This window comes from Rhizobium sp. BK212 (assembly GCF_014197475.1).
GTDB classification, from domain to species: Bacteria; Pseudomonadota; Alphaproteobacteria; order Rhizobiales; family Rhizobiaceae; genus Rhizobium; species Rhizobium anhuiense.
Map to the genome: position 1 here is coordinate 93,130 of NZ_JACIFS010000001.1, position 19,552 is coordinate 112,681.

Below are 19,552 nucleotides of genomic sequence, written 5' to 3' on the forward strand. Positions count from 1 at the left end.
CCGGCAAACGCCGACAAGCGGTTGCCGGTCTTTCCATTCTCGCTACTTTTCGGGCGAGAGCCCGTTGTCGCCCGGCCGCGGCAGACCTTCTGGCTTTCGTTCCTATCTCGTGTTCTTGGAGTTTCCGGAACGGATCAGGCTGTTTCGGCTGACGAGCGACGGTATCTGGAAAATATGCTCGGCAGCTGTGCGGCCTTCTATTCTGGAAATGAGGGTTCGCGTTGCGATCTGACCGAGTTCCCTGCCCGACTGGTCGATGCTTGCGAGGTTGACGAGACCGAGGGCTGCCGTAGACGAGTTGTCGTATCCGATGACGGCGAGATCTTCGGGCACGCGCACACCCAATTCCATCGCCAGGCTCAGAAGGGTGATCGCGTCGAGATCGCTCCAGCAGAATACGGCGCGCGGCCTGTCTTTCCGCGATAGGAATTTTCGCATCGCCTCTTCCCGCTTTGGCGAAGCAATGGGAATTTTGCCGATCGCTGGCGAGGAGCCGAGCCCGCCACGCTGCATGGCCCGGCGGAACCCGATCTCACGCTGGCGCACGACGGAGACCGCGTGCCCTTGGCGCTCGCCAAGGCTCAGCATTTCGACGTCGCGATAGCCGCAGGCCAGAAGCGCTTCCACGGCGATCTCCGCACCGCGCTGATCGTCTGCATTGACGGTATCGAAAGCCGTGGCGCTGGCATCGTGGTAACCGACCGCGACGATCGGTATCTGGACTGCGAATTTAGCGAGGATCTCCGAGGGCAACCGCGGCGCAACGAGGATAAGGCCATCCATCTTGTAGTCGATCATCGACTCGATCAACGACGTTTCCAGTTGCACACGCGCATCGCTGACGCCGATCATCGCCTGATAGTGCGAGGGCGCCAGCACCCCGTTGACGCCGGCAATCACCTCCGGAAGAAAGGGATTGCGGATGTCGATCAGGAGCACACCGATGGTGAAACTCCGGCCGCGCAGCCCGCGCGCCGCCCGCGAGGGGCGATATGCGAGGGCCTCGATGGCATCCATCACCCTTGCGCGCAGTGCGTCACTGACGCCGTAGGCATTTCGCATCACCTTGGAAACCGCTGCGACCGATACGCCTGCATGAGCTGCTACGGTCCGGATCGTCACGCGATCGTTTCGTTGCGGCTTTTGTTTTTCTTCGACTGACATGAAATCTCTGACTTGCGGCTGCGGGCCGCCAACATCGCCCGCAGAACCACCATGACAGACTGGCAACGAAAATTCTATTGCGCTTCCGAAGAAAATGTAGAACGTTATATGGAGAACGTTCTACAACTCGTCGGGAGGACTTGATGAACTTTCAGCCGGCAGCCATCAGCGGCAACCTCGTTTTGCGTGCCTGGTCCGGGGATATGATCGCGCCACTATCGGATAGCGGTCAGGGAACGGCCGCAAGCTTCGTCTCCAAGACTTTTGAACATGATGGCGCCAAGCTTCCCGTCGAGCTCTTTATCTCCGCACTTGGCCTCTACCGCTGCTTCATCAACGGCGTTCGCGTCGGCGACGACCTGTTGACACCCGGCTGGACCAACTACGACGATCGCCTTGCCTATCAGCGATATGATGTCTCGAATCTGCTCAAGCCGGGCCAGAACCGCATCGAAATCTGGCTTGCCGACGGATGGTATCGGTCGCCTTTGATGTGGGGCGCCCAGGCGATCCCGAATTGCTGGGGCAACAGGATCGGCGCCATCGCCGATCTGCTCGGACCGGATGGCAACCTTCTTTCCACCGACACCACATGGCGAAGCGGTCTTCTGCCGATCCTGAAGTCCGGGATCTACTTCGGCGAAATCTATGATGCCCGCCAGGAAAATTACGCCGAGACCCATGGCACCGAGAAGCTGGACTTCGACAGGGCGCTGCTTGTCGCGCATGAAACGGCTGCAGTGCGCGAGTTGCGGCCACTCACCCCGGTTGACAGCTGGACCGACGATAACGGCAGGACCGTCTACGATTTCGGCCAGAATGTCGGCGGCTATGCCAGATATACGGTCCGCGGAACCGCCGGTGCCGAAATTCGGGTGGAGCATTCGGAGGTTCTCGGCCCCGACCGTCATTTCGACAATCGCAACTATCGCACGGCGGCCGCCCATACCGTCTACACGCTACGTGGCGACGGCGACGAAACCTACGCGCCGCATTTCACCTTCCATGGTTTCCGTTATGCCCGGGTGACCATCACAGGCGTCGCAAAGATCCTGTCGATCGCATCCGTCCCGATCTCGTCGGTCCCCGATCCGGCCGGCGGTTTCACGTCGGGCAATGCGCTGGTCAATCGCCTCGTCGAGAATACCATCTGGTCGCAGCGCGCCAATTTCGTCGAAGTACCCACCGATTGCCCGCAGCGCGACGAACGTTTGGGCTGGACGGGCGACGCCCAGGTATTTGCCGCAACCGCTTGCTGGCTGAGCGACAGCCAATCCTTCCTGAGGAAATATCTGCGCGACGTGATGGCCGACCAGCGCGAGGACGGCGCCGTCTCACACTTTTCGCCGGATCCGACACGTCTGCATCCGGCCGATTTCCCGGGCTATGCCGGCTCGACCGGCTGGGGCGACGCGATTGTCGTCATCCCCTGGGTACTCTATACCCATTACGGCGACCGGGCAGTCCTGGCGGAATGCCTGGATTCGATGGTGCGTTGGGTCGATTTCGTCTGGTCGATCTCGGACGGTCCGCTGGTGCGCCCGCCGTCGCATTGGGGTGCCCGCGGCTTCACCTTCGGCGACTGGCTGCAGCCGGTCGGCGACAACCGGAAGCCTCGCCCGACGATCGCCGACGATTGCGCGGCGACGCTCTACCACTTCATCTCGACCGACCTTCTGGCAAGGATCGCAGCCACGCTCGGCGAGCATGCGCTTGAAGAGCGAATGAAAAGCCGCGCCGACGAGATCCGGCGGGCATTCACCAACGAATTCATCACGCCATCGGGACGGCTCGCGCATAACGACCAGACGTCCTATGCGCTCGCCTTCCTCCACGAGTTGATACCGGCCGAGCACAAGCAAGCCGCGCAGCAGCATTTCCGGCAGGTGATCATCGATGCCGACTACAAGATCGGCACCGGCTTCATCGGCACGCCTGCCCTGCTGCCGGCGCTGACGAAGCTTGGGATGGACGATCTGGCCGAAAAGGTCTTCCTGCAGGAAGATGTACCGGGCTGGCTCTATCAGGTCTCGAAGGGAGCGACGACGATCTGGGAGCGCTGGGATTCCATGGCGCCCGACGGCACCATCTACGAACCCGACATGAACAGCTACAACCACTATGCCTATGGCGCCGTCTGCCAATGGCTGTTCGAAAGCGTCGCCGGGATTTCGCCGAGCCCGCGCGCACCGGGATTCGCCGAGGTGATCGTCGATCCCGCACCGATTCCGTCCCTTTCGCCGGTTTCAGCCCATCATGACGTGAGCCAAGGGCGCATCGAGGTTGGCTGGCAGTGCGACGGCAACGAAGTCACCTATGTGCTGACGCTTCCGGAAGGCTGCATCGGTCGTTTCCGGCCCGGAAAGCGACATCAAAACCCGTCGCTCAATGGAGCGCCTGTGGCCGAGGAAGCCGTTCTTCCCGCCGGAACACACAGACTGGTCTTTTCCCTACCCGAATCTTGAGGAGCATACACGTCACACCGTTCAGAGGAGGAACGTCATGACACATCGGATAAAGCTCATTCTTGCCGGCACGTCCGCGCTTTTGGCATTGGTCGCGGCCGGTCCGTCGCATGCGGAAGTCACGCTGTCATTCCTGATCGACAATAACCCGGACACAGTCGCGGCGGCCGAGGCACTGGTTGCCGCCTATCAGGCAAAGGCACCCGACGTGACGATCGAAATCGAGCCGCGGGCCGGTGGCGGCGAAGGCGACAACATCATCAAGACGCGGCTGGCGACCGGCGAGATGTCCGATGTGTTTCTCTACAATTCCGGTTCGCTCTTACAGGCGCTGAAACCGACGCAGACGCTTGTCGATCTGAGCGGCCTGTCGTCGCAAGCGAAGGTCGACGAAAGTTTCAAAGCGGTCGTGCGTGCCGATGGCAAGCTCTATGGCGTTCCCTTCGGCACGGCGATGGCAGGCGGGATCCTCTACAACAGGAAAATCTACCAGGACCTCGGCCTCTCCGTCCCGAAGACATGGGCCGACTTCATGGCGAACAACGCGAAGGTCAAAGCTGCCGGAAAGGTCGCCGTGGCGCAGACCTATCGCGACACCTGGACCTCGCAGCTGTTCGTTCTGGCTGACTATTACAACCTGCATGCGGCCGTGCCGAACTTCGCCGCAGACTATACCGCCAACAAGGCAAAATACGCCGAGACGCCTGCGGCCCTGAAGGGCTTCGAACGTCTGAAGGACGTTCACGACGCCGGTCTGATGAACGAAGATTTTGGCGCGGCAAGCTACGACGATGGCCTGAGAATGGTCGCAACCGGCGAGGCGGCGCATTATCCGATGCTGAGCTTCGCGGTCGGCGCCCTCAAACAGAATTATCCGGACAACCTCAACGATGTCGGCTTTTTCGCGCAGCCGAGCGACGACGCTGCGACCAACGGCTTGACGGTCTGGATGCCGCCAGCCCTTTACATTCCGGTGACCAGCCAGCACGCCGAGGAAGCACGGAAATTCGTCGATTTCGCGGGAAGCGTCGAGGCCTGCAAGATCATGGTGGAAACCAACGCCGTTCAGGGGCCTTCCCTGATCGACGGCTGCGACCTGCCAGCTAGCGTACCGCCTGCGATCAAGGACATGCTCCCCTATTTCGAGGCCAAGGACAAGACGACGCCGGCGCTGGAATTCGTTTCGCCGATCAAGGGACCGGCTCTCGAGCAGATCACCGTCGAGGTCGGCTCCGGCATTCGCCAGCCCGCCGAGGCAACGAAACTCTACGACGACGATGTCCGCAAGCAGGCCAAGCAGCTCGGCCTGCCCAACTGGTAGCGGTCTTTCGGGCCAGTTATCCTCGCTCCTGACGGAGCGAGGCTCCACCCGATCGAAGAGATTGAGATGACCGAGACACGCCGCCGCTCGCGCAAGTCGCCCTACCCGCTCTGGTTTTTCATTCCCGCCGCCATCATCTACGGCGTGCTGTTTCTGTTTCCGACGATATCGTCTCTCTGGTTCAGCCTGACGCGCTGGGATCTTTCGACGGCCGAATTCATCGGGCTTGAAAACTTTCAGCAGTTCTTTTCCGAACCATTCCTGGTCAAAGGGCTCGTCAACACGCTGATCTACGCCGTGACGACCTCCGGCCTGAAGACGGTCTGCGGACTGCTGCTGGGCGTGCTGCTAACCAGCAATATCTTCGCCCGCGGTTTCCTGCGCACGCTGGTCTTCTTCCCCGTCCTGGTCTCGACGATCGGCATTGGCATCACCTTCACGGTGATGATGCATCCGACCAAGGGCATCATCAATGTCACGCTCGAGACGCTCGGCATTCCGGGACCTGGATGGCTCACCAATCCGGCGCTCGCGCTTTTTTCGGTGGCTCTGGTCGATGTCTGGAAGGGTGTCGGCCTCGCCACCCTGATCTTCATCGCCGGTCTTGCCGCAATCAGCCCCGATTATTACGAGGCGGCGAGAATTGACGGCGCCACGCGTCTCCAGCAATTTTCCCGGATCACTCTGCCGCTCGTGCGTCCGGCCACCGTCATCGTCGTGACATTGTCGCTGATCGGCGGGCTCCGTTCCTTCGATCTGATCTGGGCCATGACCCGCGGCGGGCCCGGTTTCTCCTCCGACGTGATCGCCTCGGTCATCTACAAGCAATACCAGGCGGGTTTCTATGGCCTGTCGACGGCCGGAAACGTCATCCTGTTTGCGCTGATCGCGGCAATCATCCTGCCCTTCACCCTGTGGTTCAACCGGCGCGAGGTCGGGGAATGAGAAACGTCCGCCCTTATGTGACCGGCGCGATAGCCCTTGCGGTGGCGGCGATCATCTTCGTCATGCCGTTCGTCTTCGTCGCTCTCCAGGCGGTCAAATCGAAATCCGAAGCGTCCCGGCTCGATTTCGAATTGCCCGAGCATTGGCTGTTCTGGGATAATCTGGTGGCCGTCTTCAAGGCCCGCGACTATCAGCTTGCGCTTGCCTATTTCAACTCCACCCTGATCACGGTCGTCTCGGTCACCATCCTGATCCTGCTGTCGGCGATGGTCGGATATGTCATGCAGCGCCGCAAGACCGTCTGGAACAGGGTGGCCTCCATTGCCCTCTTCATGGGCCTGATGATGCCGCCGGCGGTCGTGCCCACCATCGGCCTGTTGCAGGATATCGGCCTGTTCAAGACCATGACCGGGATGATCCTGATCCAGGTCGCCTATAATCTCTCCTTTTCGATTTTGCTTTATCGGTCATTCATCTCGACCATACCGCGCGATCTCGATGAGGCGGCGCTGATCGACGGCGCCAAACCCCGGCAGATTTTTTTCAGAGTGGTCCTGCCGCTGCTGAAACCGGTGACCGTGACCAATGTCGTCGTGCAGTCAATCGCGATCTTCAACGATTTCACCAATCCGCTCTACTACCTTCCCGGCAAGGAGAACGTCACGGTGCAGCTGACGCTCTATAATTTCCAGAGCATGTATACGAGCCAGTACAACCTGCTCTTCATGAACATCCTCCTCGTGACGATCCCGCCGCTGATCGTCTTCATCTTCTTCAACCGGCAGATCGTCGCGGGTATGACGGCCGGCGGCGTAAAGGGGTAGCAAATGGCTGAGCTCACTCTGAAACAGGTTCGCAAGAGCTTCGGCGCCCTCGAAGTCATCAAAGGGGTCGATCTCGAGGTTGCCTCCGGGGAGTTCGTGGTGTTCGTCGGTCCGTCAGGATGCGGGAAGTCAACGCTGCTGCGCATCATCGCCGGCCTGGAAGACACGACCTCAGGCACGCTGACCATCGGCGGCAAGGACGTCACCTATGCCGAGCCCTCCGAGCGCGGCATTGCCATGGTGTTCCAGAGCTACGCGCTCTACCCGCATATGACCGTCGCCGAAAATATCGGCTTCGGCCTTTCACTCGCCCGCCGCCCGAAGGCGGAAATCGCCGCCAAGGTCGCGGCGACGGCGGAAACGCTGCAACTCACCCAGCTCTTGGAGAGAAAACCGAAAGCCCTCTCCGGCGGCCAGAGGCAGCGCGTCGCCATCGGCCGGGCAATCATCCGCGATCCCAAGGTCTTCCTGTTCGACGAGCCGCTCTCCAATCTCGACGCTTCGCTCCGAGCCCAGATGCGCCTCGAAATATCAGATCTGCACGCCCGGCTGAAATCGACGATGATCTATGTCACCCACGACCAGGTCGAAGCCATGACGATGGCAGACAAGATCGTCGTCCTGAATGGCGGGGTGGTCGAACAGATCGGCAGTCCGATGGAGCTCTACCGTAACCCCGCGACACCCTTCGTCGCCGGCTTCATCGGCAGCCCGAAGATGAACCTATACGGCGGCGAGACGGCACGGCGATTGAACTGCACGACCTACGGCATCCGTCCCGAACATATCAGGCTGTCCGAAGGCGCCGGACAATGGCAGGGCAGGATCCGGCATTTGGAGCGGCTCGGCGCCGACGCGATCCTCTACCTCGAGGTCCCCGAACTCGGCGAGATGGTCGTGCGCGCCGAAGGCGAGACGCCGTTTACGCCGGGCATGACGGTCTGGGCAAATCCAGTCGAGGGAGCGGAGCATCGATTCTGAGGCGCGCTGCCCGATCCAATTCCGCACCAGACGAAAAGGCCCCGGCCAACATCGCACTGAAAAGTCTGTGGAGTGTCAGGCGACGCCTACTTGTCGAAAGAAACAAAGGTCTCGCCGCCAAGCCATGCTTCTGTCGACCTTCCTCGGCACGCTTGCCACCATCGGCCTCAGCCGGCCATCCTGCCCGGCGCGGGCAACGCTGACCGCCATTCTGATTTCACCGATGATCGTGCCGGTCATCGTTTCGGCGTCGGCATCTATTATGCCTTCGCCGCCGTCGGTTGCTCAACAGCCTGACCGGGTTGGTGCTGGCGCATACGGCGATCGGTGCACCCTTCGTGGTGATCACCGTGACCGCGACACTCGCAAGCTTCGATCACAATCTGATGCGGGCGGCATCCAGCCTCGGCGCCGCCCCGGTTGAAGCGACCTTGCGCATCATGCTGCCCATCATTGCGCCGAGGGTGGCGTCCGGCGCCCTCTTCGCCTTCGTCACGTCGTTCGACGAAGTGGTGATTGCACTCTTCATCGCCGGTTCCGAAGAACGCACGCTGCCGCGCCAGATGTGGAGCGGCGTACGGGAAACGCTGAGCCCGACGATCGCCGCCGTCGCCACGCTCCTCATTGTGTTTTCGACACTATTCCTCGTTACGATCCAATGGCTGCAGCGCCGCGCCAAACGACAGAAGACTGCGCATAGAGATTAATTCAAGGGGGTTGGACATGCAGATCGAACGCTACGAAACCGGAAAGCGGATGAGCCAGGCCGTGACCTATGGCGGCTTCGTCTTCCTCGCAGGCCAGGTCGCCATCGACGCACCAGGCACGTCCGTCCGCGAGCAGACCACCAACATCCTGGCGCGGATCACGCGGCTTCTAGAAAGCGTGGGCAGCAATCCGACGCGGATCCTCAGCGCAACCATCTGGCTTGCTGATATCTCCGAGTTCGAAGAGATGAACATCGTCTGGGACGCCTGGATGCCCCCAGGTGATGCGCCGGCGCGCGCGACGGTGGAAGCGAGGCTCGCCGGGCCGGAATTCGCCGTGGAGATCGGCATTATCGCAGCGACTGGCAATTGACAGTCCGTGCCTCGACCCAGCCGTCACATCCGCAAGCGGCTCCGATGTGACATACAGTCGATGCTGACGACAGGCATTCTGGTCCCGGCCAATTTAGGCAATGCCACCGAGGCATACGTATTTAAGCTCGGTATATTCGTCCAACCCGTGCCTTGACCCTTCGCGGCCGAGGCCCGACATCTTCACGCCGCCGAACGGCGCTTCGGCGGTGGAGACGAGACCGGTATTGACGCCGACCATGCCATATTCGAGCGCTTCGGCTACGCGAAATACCCGCGACAGATCGCGCGCGTAAAAATAGGAGGCCAGTCCGAACTCGGTGTCATTTGCCTGTTCGATGACGTCCTCTTCGTCGCGGAAACGAAACAGCGGGGCAAGCGGCCCGAAGGTTTCCTCGCGGGCGACCTGCATGCCGGCAGCGACATCGCGCAGGATCGTCGGCTCGAAGAAATGGCCGCCGAGCGCGTGGCGCTTGCCGCCTAAGACGATCCCGGCACCCTTTGCAACGGCGTCGCTGATATGGCTTTCGACCTTGGCAACGGCATTGTCGTCGATCAGCGGGCCGAGCACGACGTCGCGCTCCAGACCATTGCCGACCTTCAAGCCCGAAACCGCCTTGGCAAGCTTGGCGGCAAAAGCCTCATAGACGCCGTCCTGGACATAAAGCCGATTGGCGCAGACACATGTCTGGCCGTTGTTGCGGAACTTGGCGATGAGCGCGCCTTCGACGGCAGCGTCGAGATCGGCATCGTCGAAGACGATGAAGGGGGCATTGCCGCCAAGCTCGAGGCCGAGCTTTTTGATCGTCGGCGCGCATTGCCGGTAAAGCAGTTCGCCCGTCCGGGTGGAGCCGGTGAATGTCAGCACTCTGATGTCACGGCTTGATGTCAGCGCACCGCCAATGGCGGCTGCGTCACCGGTCACGATGTTGAGCAGCCCCGGCGGCAGGCCGGCACGCTCCGCAAGAACCGCGATTGCAATGGCGGAGAATGGCGTCTGCAGCGCCGGCTTGAGGACGACGGCACAGCCGGCGGCAAGCGCGGGACCGATCTTGCGGGTGATCATCGCGTTCGGAAAATTCCAGGGCGTGATCGCCGCCACCACGCCCGCGGGCTGGCGCAGCACCAGGATCCGCTTGTCCGGCTGATGCCCTGGGATGGTCTCGCCGTTGATTCGCCGTGCCTCTTCGGCGAACCATTCGATGAAGCTCGCACCATAGGTGATTTCGCCCTTGGCCTCGGCAAGGGGTTTTCCCTGCTCCAGCGTCAGGATCATCGCCAGATCGTCGCGGTTTTCGATCATCAGGCGGTGCCATGCCTTGAGAACGTTGGCGCGCTCCCCGGCGGTCTTCTTCGCCCAAAGCTTCTGGGCAATGACGGCGGCGCGGATCGCGTCTTCCGTTTCCGCCGCACCAAGGTCTGGGACCACCCCCAGCGGCTCGCGCGTCGCCGGATTGCGGACCGTCGCCGCCTTGCGGCCTTCGGCTTCGATCCAGCGATCGGCGATGGGGCATGCCTGGCGGAACAGCGAGGGATCATTGAGCTTCATAGGACAACTTTCAACAGAATACGTGAGCGGCGCCGGGATCGAAATCCAGATGGACTATATCTCCACGGCTGAGCCCGGCAATAGCCTCATGACCGAACGGCAAGCGGACCGAAAGCGCCTCGCCTGCCGCCGTTTTGGTCGAGACGTGGATATTGTTGCCGAGAAAGGTAATGTCGCTGACCGTCGCGGCAAGACCCGCGCCGGCCGCCCGGGCGCGCGACAATCGAATGCGCTCGGGCCTCAGCATCAGGGCTGCCCTTGCACCGGAGGTCCCTTTTCCATGCACCGGAATTTGATTGAAGATGGTCCCGCCGCCCAGGGTAATGGTGGCTTGTCCGTCGGAAGATGACACCAGGTCGCACGAAATGAAGTCGCTGTCGCCGATGAATTCGGCAACGAAGCGGGTCTTGGGATTGGCATAGAGTTCGGGGCCGGTCCCGATCTGGTCGATGACGCCCTTGGAAAAGACGGCGATGCGGTCGGAGAGCCGCAGCGCCTCCTCCTGGTCGTGCGTGACATAGAGGATCGTCACTTCGGTCTGCTGGTGGATCCGGCGGATCTCATGCTGGATTTCCTCGCGCAGCTTCTTGTCGAGCGCCGATAGCGGCTCGTCCATCAGAAGCACCGGCGGATCATAGGCGAGGGCCCTGGCAAGGGCGACGCGCTGTTGCTGGCCGCCGGACATTTGCGCGGGCTTCCGATCCTCGAAGCCTTCGAGCCGAACGAGGCGCAGCATCTCCTTCACCTTGCTGTCGACCTCGGCCTTGGACTTGCGCCGGACCTTCAGCGGGAAGGCGATGTTTTCCCCCACCGTCAGATGCGGAAACAGGGTGTAGCGCTGGAACACCATGCCGATGTTGCGCTTGTGCGACGGCGTGGCCAGCAGGGTCTTGCCCTCCAGCGTGATGTCGCCTTTCGTCGGATTTTCAAAGCCGGCCAGGATGTAGAGGGTCGTGCTCTTGCCGGATCCGGACGGTCCGAGAAAGGTCAGGAACTCCCCGCGCCGGACGTCGAGATTGACGTCGTGCACGGCGACGACAGGGCCGTATTCCTTGCGTATTCCGCGGATCTGAAGGAATGGTTCTTTCATTGTTTCAGTACCTTACGCACGACGGCAACAAGCGCCATCAAGATGATCGTCAAAAGGATGAGAAGGGTCGACGCGGCGGCGACTACAGGCGTCAGATCTTGCCGCAGCGTCGCCCATACCTTCACCGGCAGCGTCTGCAGGGTCGGACTGGACATGAAGATCGCCACCACCACCTCATCCCAGGATGTCAGGAACGAGAAGACGGCAGCCGAAAACAACCCATGGCTGATCGCCGGCAGGGTGACCCTGATCTTTGCTTCCAGAGGCGAGGCGCCGCAGAGAACCGCCGCATCCTCGATCGACTTGTCGAAGCCCTCCAGCGCACTTGATATGGAGAGGATCGAGAAGGGCAGCGCCAGAACGAGGTGCGAAATGACGAAGCCCGCCAAGGTGCCGCCCAGGCCGATCCTCAGAAAGAAGGCATAGAGGGCAACCGCAAGGACCACGACGGGAAGGATCATCGGCGTCAGGAACAGTGCTTTCAGCGCGTCGCGGAACAGGAACGAACCGCGCACCAGCCCGAAGGAGGTCACAAGCCCGAGCAGCACCGACAGGATGGTGACGATGACCGCGATCTTGAAGCTCGTCAAAGCGGATTCCAGCCAGCGCGGATCGGCAAAGAGCTCGCCGTACCATTGAAATGTCCAGCCGGGCGGCGGGAAGATCAGCCACTGGGAGGAGCCGAAGGAGAGCGCCGCGATAAAGACGATCGGCAGCAGCAGGAAAGCCGCGGTCAGAAGCGTTATCGTCAGCAGGATATATTTCCACCAGCCGAGGCGGTCGAAATTGAGCAGCATGTCAGCGCCCTCCCGGGTTCTGGTTGCCGAAGAAGCGCAGTTGCACGGCATAAAGCGACAGGGTCACCACGAGGAGAACCAGCGCCGCAGCACCGCCCATGCCCCAGTTGACCAGCGACTGCACGAATTGCGCGATCAGTTCTGCGAGCATCATGTTGGCGGTGCCGCCAAGAAGCGACGGCGTGACGAAATAACCAAGCGACATGACGAAGACCATGAGGGCGCCGGCCGCCATGCCGGGCATCGCCAGGGGCAGCAGGACACGGGTCAGGCATTGCCACCGGTTGGCGCCGCAAAGGGCGGCCGCCTGCAGGGTCGACGGATCGATCTTCTTGATCACGCCGTAGAGCGGCAGGATGATGAAGGGCAGCATGATATAGGTCATGCCGATCGTGACGCCGGTCAGATTGTTGACGAGTGCCAGGGGCTTGTCGATCAGGCCCATTCCGATCAGCATCTTGTTGATGAGGCCCGTCCGCTGCAAAAGCACCATCCAGGCATAGGTGCGGGCCAGCAGGTTGGTCCACATCGACAGGAGCAGGATGGCAAAGATCACCGACGCCAGGCGCCCGGGCATGATGGCCAGCGCCCAGGCCACCGGGAAGCCGATCAGCAGCGAGATCACCGTGACCAGACCCGAGACGATGAAGGTGTTGGCGAAAATCTTGAGATAGGTCGCGGAGCCGATCAGCTGCGCATAGTTTCCAAGGCCCGGCACGGGTTCCAGCACGCTTCGCAACAGGAGCACCGCCACCGGTGCGATGAAAAAGATCCCCACGAAGGCGAGCGCCGGAACGACCCCGCTAAAACCTGTTGGCCTGCGCACCTTTGGCAGGGGCGCTATTGCAGCGGAGGCATCGCTATACGTCGACATGACAGTCCTTCCCACCCGTCAGTTTCCACAGGCGCCGAGGCCTGACAAACGGGCACTGACGCTGCGGGAGGCACGGCGAACATTCGCCGTGCCCGTTCATCTCATCTTCCAGGCTATTTCGCCTGCCAAGCGTACCACTTCTCGCCGATGGCATCGCGGTTCTCAGCCCAGTAGTTCATATCGGCATTGACCTGGCTTGCCGTCTGCTGGTCCGGCAGGGTCTTGGCCGTCTCCGGATCCATCAGTTTGGCCGAGTCGACGTTGATAGGCGCATATCCGGTGGCCTTCGCCAGGGCGGCCTGCGGTTCGGCCGAGGTCGCCAGTGCAATGAACTTCATCGCGGCTTCGACATTCGGCGAACCCTTCGGCACGACGAGCGCATCGGCAGCGGTGATGTTCTGTTCCCAGGACGTCTCAACCTTGATGCCGGTCGCAGCAAGTGCGGTCATGCGGCCATTCCAGACACTGCCGAAGGGAGCCTCGGCGGATGCCAGAAGCTGCTGCGACTGCGCGCCGCCCGACCACCAGATGATATCGGATTTGATCGTATCGAGCTTCTTGAAGGCACGATCGAGATCAAGCGGATAAAGCTTGTCGGCAGGCACGCCGTCGGCAAGCAGCGCAGCTTCGATTACACCGGGAGCCGACCATTTGTAGAATGTACGCTTGCCCGGAAACTTGGCGGTGTCGAACAGATCGGCCCATGTCTTCGGGCAGGCGCTGACGGCATCGGCATTGCAGCCGATCACGAAGGAATAATAGAAGCTGCCGACAGAATAGTCGGTGACGAAGCGCGGATCGAGCTTGGATTTATCGATGACGGAGAAATCGAGCTTCTCAAGCTGGCCGTTCTTGCCGGCCTGGGCGGCATAGTCACCTTCGACGTCGACGACGTCCCAGGTGACCTCACCGGCCTCGACCATCGCCTTGAGCTTGCCGTAGTCGGTCGGTCCATCCTGCACGACGGTGATGCCGGTCTTCTCGGTGAACGGGCTTGCCCATGCCGCCTTCTGCGCGTCCTGGGTCGTTCCTCCCCAGCTGGAGAAGACCATGTTGTCGGCGTGTGCCGGTGCAGACACAGCCACGAATGCGGCAACCGCCGCGAAAGCAAATGTTGTTTTCATGTTCCCTTATCCTTGTTCTGGTTTGTCCTACGGGTATGCCTATGCCGTCAGTGCGCCTCGCTCCTGAGAGAAAAGTTAGCTGGCTTCATAATCTTGTTTTCCGCCACTTCGACCAGATCGCGGATCTTGGGCAGGAAGGCCTGCCACCGGGGATCGGCCATAAGCCTCTGGCGCCGCGCCTCCCGGTCGTCCAGGCTGGTAAAGGCCCAGATGTGGACGATCTCGTTGATCGTCCCGATTTCCGAAAAGAAGTAACCGACGAGTGTGCCGAGATGGCCCTTCTGGATCTCGATCCCCTCTTCCTCGACGACCTTGAGATATTGCGGGATCGTGCCGTTCTTCAGCCGATAGGTCCGGATTTCGTAAAACATCGGCGCTACCTCATCACGAAGGGATCGGGGATCGGATCGTCCGATGTCCTGAGCCAGATCGTCTTGGTGCGGGTATAGTCGAGCACTGCTGCCATGCCGCCTTCCCTGCCATGGCCCGACAGGCCGAAACCGCCGAACGGTGCGATCGGCGATACGGCGCGGTAGGTGTTGACCCAGACGATCCCGGCGCGGATCCCCTTCATCAGTCGGTGCGCCCGGGTGAGATTCTGGGTGAAGACGCCGGAGGCCAGGCCATAACGGGTGTCGTTGGCAAGGCGCAGCGCCTCGGCCTCGGTCTCGAACGACACGACGGACAAGACCGGCCCGAAGAATTCCTCGATCAGCGAGGGCGAGGCGACATCGTCGCAGTCGAGGATCGTCGGCGGGAAATAATAGCCTGCACCGTCGATCTTGCTGCCGCCCGTGACAAGGCGGGCGCCGCTTTCGATCGACCTGGCGACGAGCGCGCCGATATGGTCCTGCTGGCGCTTGGTGGCAAGCGGGCCGACTTCGGTCGCCATATCGAGCGGCGCACCGATCCGGATCGCCTCCGCCTTCTCGCGCAGCAGGGCGACGAACTTGTCCTTGACGCTGCGCTCGACGATGAGGCGCGATCCGGCAACGCAGCTCTGCCCCGTTGCCGCAAAGATGCCCGCGACCTGGGCGTTGGCGGCGCTTTCGAGATCCGCATCGGCAAAGACGATGAAGGGTGACTTGCCGCCAAGTTCAAGCGAGGTGGAAGCGAGGTTTTCGGCCGAGTTGCGAACGACGTGCCGGGCGGTTTCAGGACCGCCGGTGAAGGCGACATGCGCGACCTTCGGGTGCCGCCCGAGAGCCGCACCACAGGAGGCGCCGAAACCGGTGATGATGTTGACGACGCCTGCGGGAAAACCCGCCTCGTGCACGAGGCGCGCAAATTCGAGAAGCGGCGCCGGCCCGTCTTCGGAGGCCTTGACCACCATGGTGCAGCCGGCCGCCAGCGCCGGGCCGATCTTGACCGCCGACAGGAAAAGCTGGCTGTTCCACGGCACGACCATCGCAACGACGCCGATCGGTTCACGGCGAAGCCAGACATCCATGTCAGGCTTGTCGATCGGCAGATAGGCGCCTTCGATCTTGTCTGATATGCCGGCATAATAGCGGTAGTATTCGGCGACATAAGCGATCTGCGCCGATGTTTCGCGGATGATCTTGCCGGTGTCGCGCGTCTCCAGCTCCGCGAGGACCTGTGCGTTGGCGGCGACCAGATCGGCCAGCCTGTAAAGCAGCTTGCCGCGTTGCGTGGCCGTCATTTTCGGCCAGGGGCCTTCGTAAAGCGCCCTGTCGGCCGCGTTGACAGCCAGATCGACATCACCTTCGCGCGCTTCGGGCATCTCAGCCCAGACCGCGCCAGAGGCGGGATCGATGCTCGGATAGCTGGCCTCGCCATCGGAGAATTCGCCGTCGATATAGTGCTGGAAACGCCGCATGGTCTTACTCCTGAAATGCCGGCATGACCTCGGTGATGAAGCGTTCGAGCGACGCCTTCTTGCGCTCGAAGCTCATGCCGGTGTCGATCCAGAAGGAATATTCGTCATAGCCGAGCGCTTCATACGCCTTGAGCCTGGCGATGACGGTCTCAGCGTCGCCAACCACATTGTTGGTGCGCATGACCTGATCCGAGAGCATCTCGTTTGCTCTGATCTGTTCGTCCGGAATCCGTTCAATCAGGCCCTGGGTAACCGGCTTCTCATTCTTGAACCAGGCGAAGAAATAATTGTAGTAGACGCTGAGTTCATGGGCGGCCTGGGCGACATCGTCCTCTGACGAGCCGACATAGGTATGGCGCAGCAGCATGATCTTCGGCCGCTCGACATCGGGATTCTTGGCGCAGGCGTCGTTGAAGCGCTCCATCAACGACTGGACCTCGTCGTCGCCCTGCCAGAGCGGCGTCACCTGAACGTTGCAGCCGTTGGCAACGGCAAATTCATGCGAGTTCGGATCGCGCGCCGCAACCCAGATGGGCGGGTTCGGCTGCTGCAGCGGCTTCGGCGCCGAGGTGGTCGAGGGAAACTTGAAGAACTCCCCGTCATGGGCGTAGTCGCCGGCCCATATGCCCTTGACCGCCGGAATAAGCTCGCGCATGCGCTGGCCGGCGCCCCAGGCATCGAGACCGGGCAGCAGACGTTCATATTCGAAGGAATAGGCGCCGCGCGCGATACCGATATCGAGCCTTCCGTCGCAGATGATGTCGGCCATGGCGGCCTCGCCGGCTAGCTTGATCGGGTGCCAGAAGGGGGCGATCACCGTCCCCGTCCCAAGCCGTGCCCGCGATGTGCGGCGCGCCAGATCGGCAATGGTCACGAACGGGTTGGGCGCAATGGTGAAATCCATGCCATGGTGCTCGCCCGTCCAGATCGCATGCATGCCGCCCTTGTCGGCAATCTCGCAGAGCGCGACGAATTCCTCATAGAGGCTTTTGTGGCTCTGGCTGGCGTCGAGCCGTTCCATATGGACGAAGAGGGAGAACTTCATGATTTTGCGCCCTTGGCTGGAATGGGATGAACGGTGCCGCCGGTCTCGTCGCCGAAATAGACGCCGAAATTGCCGATCGAGCTTTCCATCGCAAAACGGTTGACGATATCGGCGGTCGAACTGGTCTTGAACTTTGCCGCAACCAAGGCGTCAGGTTTTACGAACCTGCCGCCGGCAGGCTCGCCCTCGCCGGCAACGGCGTGATAGACGATGTGCTGCTTGCCGTCGCTCTTGCCCTCATAGACCGAATAGAGAAAGCCGATGCTGACCTTCAGCCCGGTGAGCGACTCCAGGTATGTTTGCAACGCCTCGGTCGGGTTGCCATCATAGGCGTCGACGCTTGGCAGGGAGAGCACATCCTCGCCGAGCAGCAGTACCTCTCCGCGGCGCTCGACGACGGCGGCCAGTTTGATATTGCCCTCGCTTGCCGCGGAAACCGCCTTGCTTGCCAGCGTCGGCGTGAAATAACCGCCGCGCGCATAGCCGAGACCGTTGCGGCCGCTATTGTCGAAAGCTTCGATGCGTCCCATCAAAATGACGTGGTCGCCGGCCTCGATGACCTGTTCCATGGCGCATTCGAACCAGGCCGCCACATTCGAGAATATCGGGCAGCCTGCCGATCCCCTCGCCCACTCGACCGCCGCAAACCTGTCTTCGACCGGGCGCGCAAAAGTGTTCGACACGTCTTTCTGCGTTTCCGAAAGCACGTTAATGGCAAAATGCGGCGCTCCGGTCATGATGGCGAAATTGCGCGACGTCTTGGCAAGGCAGACGAGCAGCAGAGGTGGATTGAGCGAGACCGAGGTGAAGGAGTTCGCCGTGAAGCCGATCGGATTTCCATCCCCGTCGCAGGCGGTGACGACGGTCACGCCTGTGGGAAAAGCGCCGAATGCATCTCGCAATGCCCTTGGGTCGACAGTCTGGATTGTCATCGTTCATCCTCCCCGAACGACAGCCACTCAGCGAGCAGCGAATTGACGATATCAGGCGCGGTCAGGTTCACCATGTGACGATGACCTTCGACGATACGGACGTAGCCCTGCGGCGCAAGCTCTGCCATTTGCGTCGCCATCAGGGGTGTCGAATTCGGATCATCGGACCCCGTCAGGAACAGGGCCGGACCGGCCACATCCTTCCAGCCATCGGCGTAGGTCTCGTCTCCGCCCGCAAAGGCAGCGTAAGCGACGGCATAGCCCTGGGGATCAACGAGGTTCAGCCACTTTCGTGTCAATTCACGCGCAACGATGCTGTCCGCATCATCGCCGAACCAGCGGGCCAGAGGCCCTTCCTTGTCGACGCCCGCCACCGGAATGGCCGCAGCCCGCGCCAAGACGGCAGCCTTGGCTTCAGGGTCGCGCCTGTAGACGCCATTGAGGTATGCGACACGGCTGATACGCTTGCCAAAGGTCGCTGCCGCCCCTCCCGATACCAATGCGCCCATCGAGTGCCCGGCAACATTTGCCGCGTCGATCGCCATCTCGTCGAGAAAGCGGCCGAACCAGGCGACGAATTCCTCGAGCCGACTGCCTGCCGGCAGCTTTGCGCTCTCACCGTGTCCCGGCATGTCGACGGCGATGACGCGATGGTCCGCAGACAGAAATGCGATCTGCGGAGCCCAGGCCTCGAGCCGCATGCCGACGCCGTGAATGAGAACCAGCGGCTCACCACTGCCGGCCTCGTGATAGGCCGTGCCGCTTGCCGTCTTCTTTCGGGGCAAGGCACCGGCGGCGTTCGTTGCTGCAGCGGTGCCTGCGGTCGATCCGGCTGTCAGCATCTCAAAGCGCTCCCTCAAACGCCCGCAGGATTGGCGACGTCCTGCCCCAGGTCCTTCAGATCCTGGTAGCGGTCGCCGATGCGGTGATGGGGGCGTCCGCCTATCGAAGCACCGAGGGCCACGACGATCTCGTCGGCGGCAGGCGCGTCGGGGATCGACGTCTGGATGGTCAGGTAGTGCGAGCGGCGACCCTCATCGTTCTTGTCCATCAGCGGGATCATGATCGGCGCGTTGGCAGGACCGCGTGTGTTGCAGAAGGCGAGATAGGACTTGGCGCCGACGGCTTGGCGATAGAAATTGCCGAAGCGCAGCGTATGGATGAGCGCCGATCCGTGTTCGATCTCGCCGTCCAGGCCGACGACCGCGGACTTTCCATATGCTTCGACGGCGTCACCGGAGCCGACCGCATCGATGATCATCTTGGTCAGCAACTCGCCGAGCACCGGAGCGCCTGCATGGATTTCAGGCTTGAGGTCATCGACGAAGCCACGGCCCGCCCAGGGATTCTTCACGACCGCGAAGGCGGTAAACAGCTTCAGCGGAACCGCCGCGGCCTTGCCGCCCTCGATCAACGTCGTCTCGATCTGCAGTCCCGTCTTGCGAATTTGAATGGCCACCGAACACCTCATTTCTCAGTTTCGTATGATGGTATACCATAATATATGAGTGTCAAGTTCGTT

The 19,552-nt window shown here is 61.5% G+C and carries 18 protein-coding genes and 1 pseudogene; 7 read left to right on the top strand and 12 right to left on the bottom strand.

All coding sequences use genetic code 11. The annotated features are described in order from the left end of the window. Nucleotides 1-102: 102 nt before the first annotated feature. Nucleotides 103-1,164 carry a LacI family DNA-binding transcriptional regulator gene (locus tag FHT79_RS00415; RefSeq protein ID WP_097595481.1) on the bottom strand — a complete coding sequence of 354 codons (1,062 nt, stop codon included), beginning with the start codon at nt 1,162-1,164 and terminating at the stop codon, nt 103-105. 143 nt (nt 1,165-1,307) lie between these two features. Between FHT79_RS00415 and FHT79_RS00420 the strand changes: the two genes are divergently transcribed. The 7 genes and pseudogenes from FHT79_RS00420 (at nt 1,308) to FHT79_RS00450 (ending at nt 8,780) form a co-directional block, all read left to right on the top strand. Continuing rightward, nucleotides 1,308-3,629 carry an alpha-L-rhamnosidase gene (locus FHT79_RS00420; RefSeq protein WP_097595483.1) on the top strand — a complete coding sequence of 774 codons (2,322 nt, stop codon included), beginning with the start codon at nt 1,308-1,310 and terminating at the stop codon, nt 3,627-3,629. 37 nt (nt 3,630-3,666) lie between these two features. Continuing rightward, complete coding sequence (locus FHT79_RS00425) at nt 3,667-4,950, top strand: extracellular solute-binding protein (protein ID WP_183902853.1); 1,284 nt, start codon at nt 3,667-3,669, stop codon at nt 4,948-4,950. A 66-nt stretch (nt 4,951-5,016) separates the two neighbouring features. Beyond that, nucleotides 5,017-5,895, top strand: coding sequence for a sugar ABC transporter permease (locus FHT79_RS00430; protein ID WP_097595486.1), 879 nt, complete (start codon nt 5,017-5,019; stop codon nt 5,893-5,895). Then, nucleotides 5,892-6,719, top strand: coding sequence for a carbohydrate ABC transporter permease (locus tag FHT79_RS00435; protein ID WP_047612366.1), 828 nt, complete (start codon nt 5,892-5,894; stop codon nt 6,717-6,719). The genes FHT79_RS00430 and FHT79_RS00435 overlap by 4 nt, the downstream gene beginning before the upstream one ends. Nucleotides 6,720-6,722: 3 nt before the next feature. Beyond that, on the top strand, nt 6,723-7,700 hold the full coding sequence (gene ugpC / locus FHT79_RS00440; protein ID WP_063475867.1) for a sn-glycerol-3-phosphate ABC transporter ATP-binding protein UgpC: 978 nt from the start codon (nt 6,723-6,725) through the stop codon (nt 7,698-7,700). A 127-nt stretch (nt 7,701-7,827) separates the two neighbouring features. Beyond that, a pseudogene (locus FHT79_RS00445) lies at nt 7,828-8,407 on the top strand (ABC transporter permease); the annotation flags it as partial. Between the two features lie 16 nt (nt 8,408-8,423). Further along, entirely contained in the window at nt 8,424-8,780 is a 357-nt protein-coding gene (locus FHT79_RS00450) for a RidA family protein (RefSeq protein WP_097595488.1), read from the top strand. A gap of 93 nt (nt 8,781-8,873) precedes the next feature. Here the strand turns inward: FHT79_RS00450 and FHT79_RS00455 are convergent, their stop codons facing one another. From FHT79_RS00455 to FHT79_RS00505, 11 genes are all read right to left on the bottom strand, one after another. Continuing rightward, complete coding sequence (locus FHT79_RS00455; RefSeq protein ID WP_097595490.1) at nt 8,874-10,328, bottom strand: NAD-dependent succinate-semialdehyde dehydrogenase; 1,455 nt, start codon at nt 10,326-10,328, stop codon at nt 8,874-8,876. A gap of 10 nt (nt 10,329-10,338) precedes the next feature. Then, complete coding sequence (locus tag FHT79_RS00460; protein ID WP_097595491.1) at nt 10,339-11,418, bottom strand: ABC transporter ATP-binding protein; 1,080 nt, start codon at nt 11,416-11,418, stop codon at nt 10,339-10,341. Next, nucleotides 11,415-12,215 (bottom strand): ABC transporter permease, encoded by an 801-nt coding sequence (locus FHT79_RS00465; protein WP_047612339.1) that lies wholly within the window; start codon nt 12,213-12,215, stop codon nt 11,415-11,417. Before FHT79_RS00465 ends, FHT79_RS00460 begins: the two co-directional genes overlap by 4 nt. 1 nt (nt 12,216) lies before the next feature. Next, the gene (locus FHT79_RS00470; protein ID WP_097622474.1) at nt 12,217-13,089 is read right to left on the bottom strand and encodes an ABC transporter permease; all 873 of its coding nucleotides are present in this window, start codon (nt 13,087-13,089) and stop codon (nt 12,217-12,219) included. Nucleotides 13,090-13,202: 113 nt separating this feature from the next. Then, on the bottom strand, nt 13,203-14,213 hold the full coding sequence (locus tag FHT79_RS00475; protein WP_097622473.1) for an ABC transporter substrate-binding protein: 1,011 nt from the start codon (nt 14,211-14,213) through the stop codon (nt 13,203-13,205). 47 nt (nt 14,214-14,260) lie between these two features. Next, nucleotides 14,261-14,584: an NIPSNAP family protein gene (locus FHT79_RS00480; RefSeq protein WP_097622472.1), complete on the bottom strand. Its 324-nt coding sequence runs from the start codon at nt 14,582-14,584 to the stop codon at nt 14,261-14,263. Between the two features lie 5 nt (nt 14,585-14,589). Beyond that, nucleotides 14,590-16,053 carry an aldehyde dehydrogenase gene (locus tag FHT79_RS00485; RefSeq protein WP_028756785.1) on the bottom strand — a complete coding sequence of 488 codons (1,464 nt, stop codon included), beginning with the start codon at nt 16,051-16,053 and terminating at the stop codon, nt 14,590-14,592. Nucleotides 16,054-16,057: 4 nt separating this feature from the next. Further along, a complete protein-coding gene (locus FHT79_RS00490) occupies nt 16,058-17,098 on the bottom strand; it encodes an LLM class flavin-dependent oxidoreductase (protein ID WP_028756784.1) in 1,041 nt (346 codons plus the stop codon). Beyond that, on the bottom strand, nt 17,095-18,030 hold the full coding sequence (locus tag FHT79_RS00495) for a flavin reductase family protein (protein WP_028756783.1): 936 nt from the start codon (nt 18,028-18,030) through the stop codon (nt 17,095-17,097). The genes FHT79_RS00490 and FHT79_RS00495 overlap by 4 nt, the downstream gene beginning before the upstream one ends. Further along, on the bottom strand, nt 18,027-18,872 hold the full coding sequence (locus tag FHT79_RS00500) for an alpha/beta fold hydrolase (protein ID WP_028756782.1): 846 nt from the start codon (nt 18,870-18,872) through the stop codon (nt 18,027-18,029). Before FHT79_RS00500 ends, FHT79_RS00495 begins: the two co-directional genes overlap by 4 nt. Before the next feature lie 14 nt (nt 18,873-18,886). Beyond that, a complete protein-coding gene (locus FHT79_RS00505; protein WP_028756781.1) occupies nt 18,887-19,489 on the bottom strand; it encodes an amino acid synthesis family protein in 603 nt (200 codons plus the stop codon). Between the last annotated feature and the right edge of the window lie 63 nt (nt 19,490-19,552).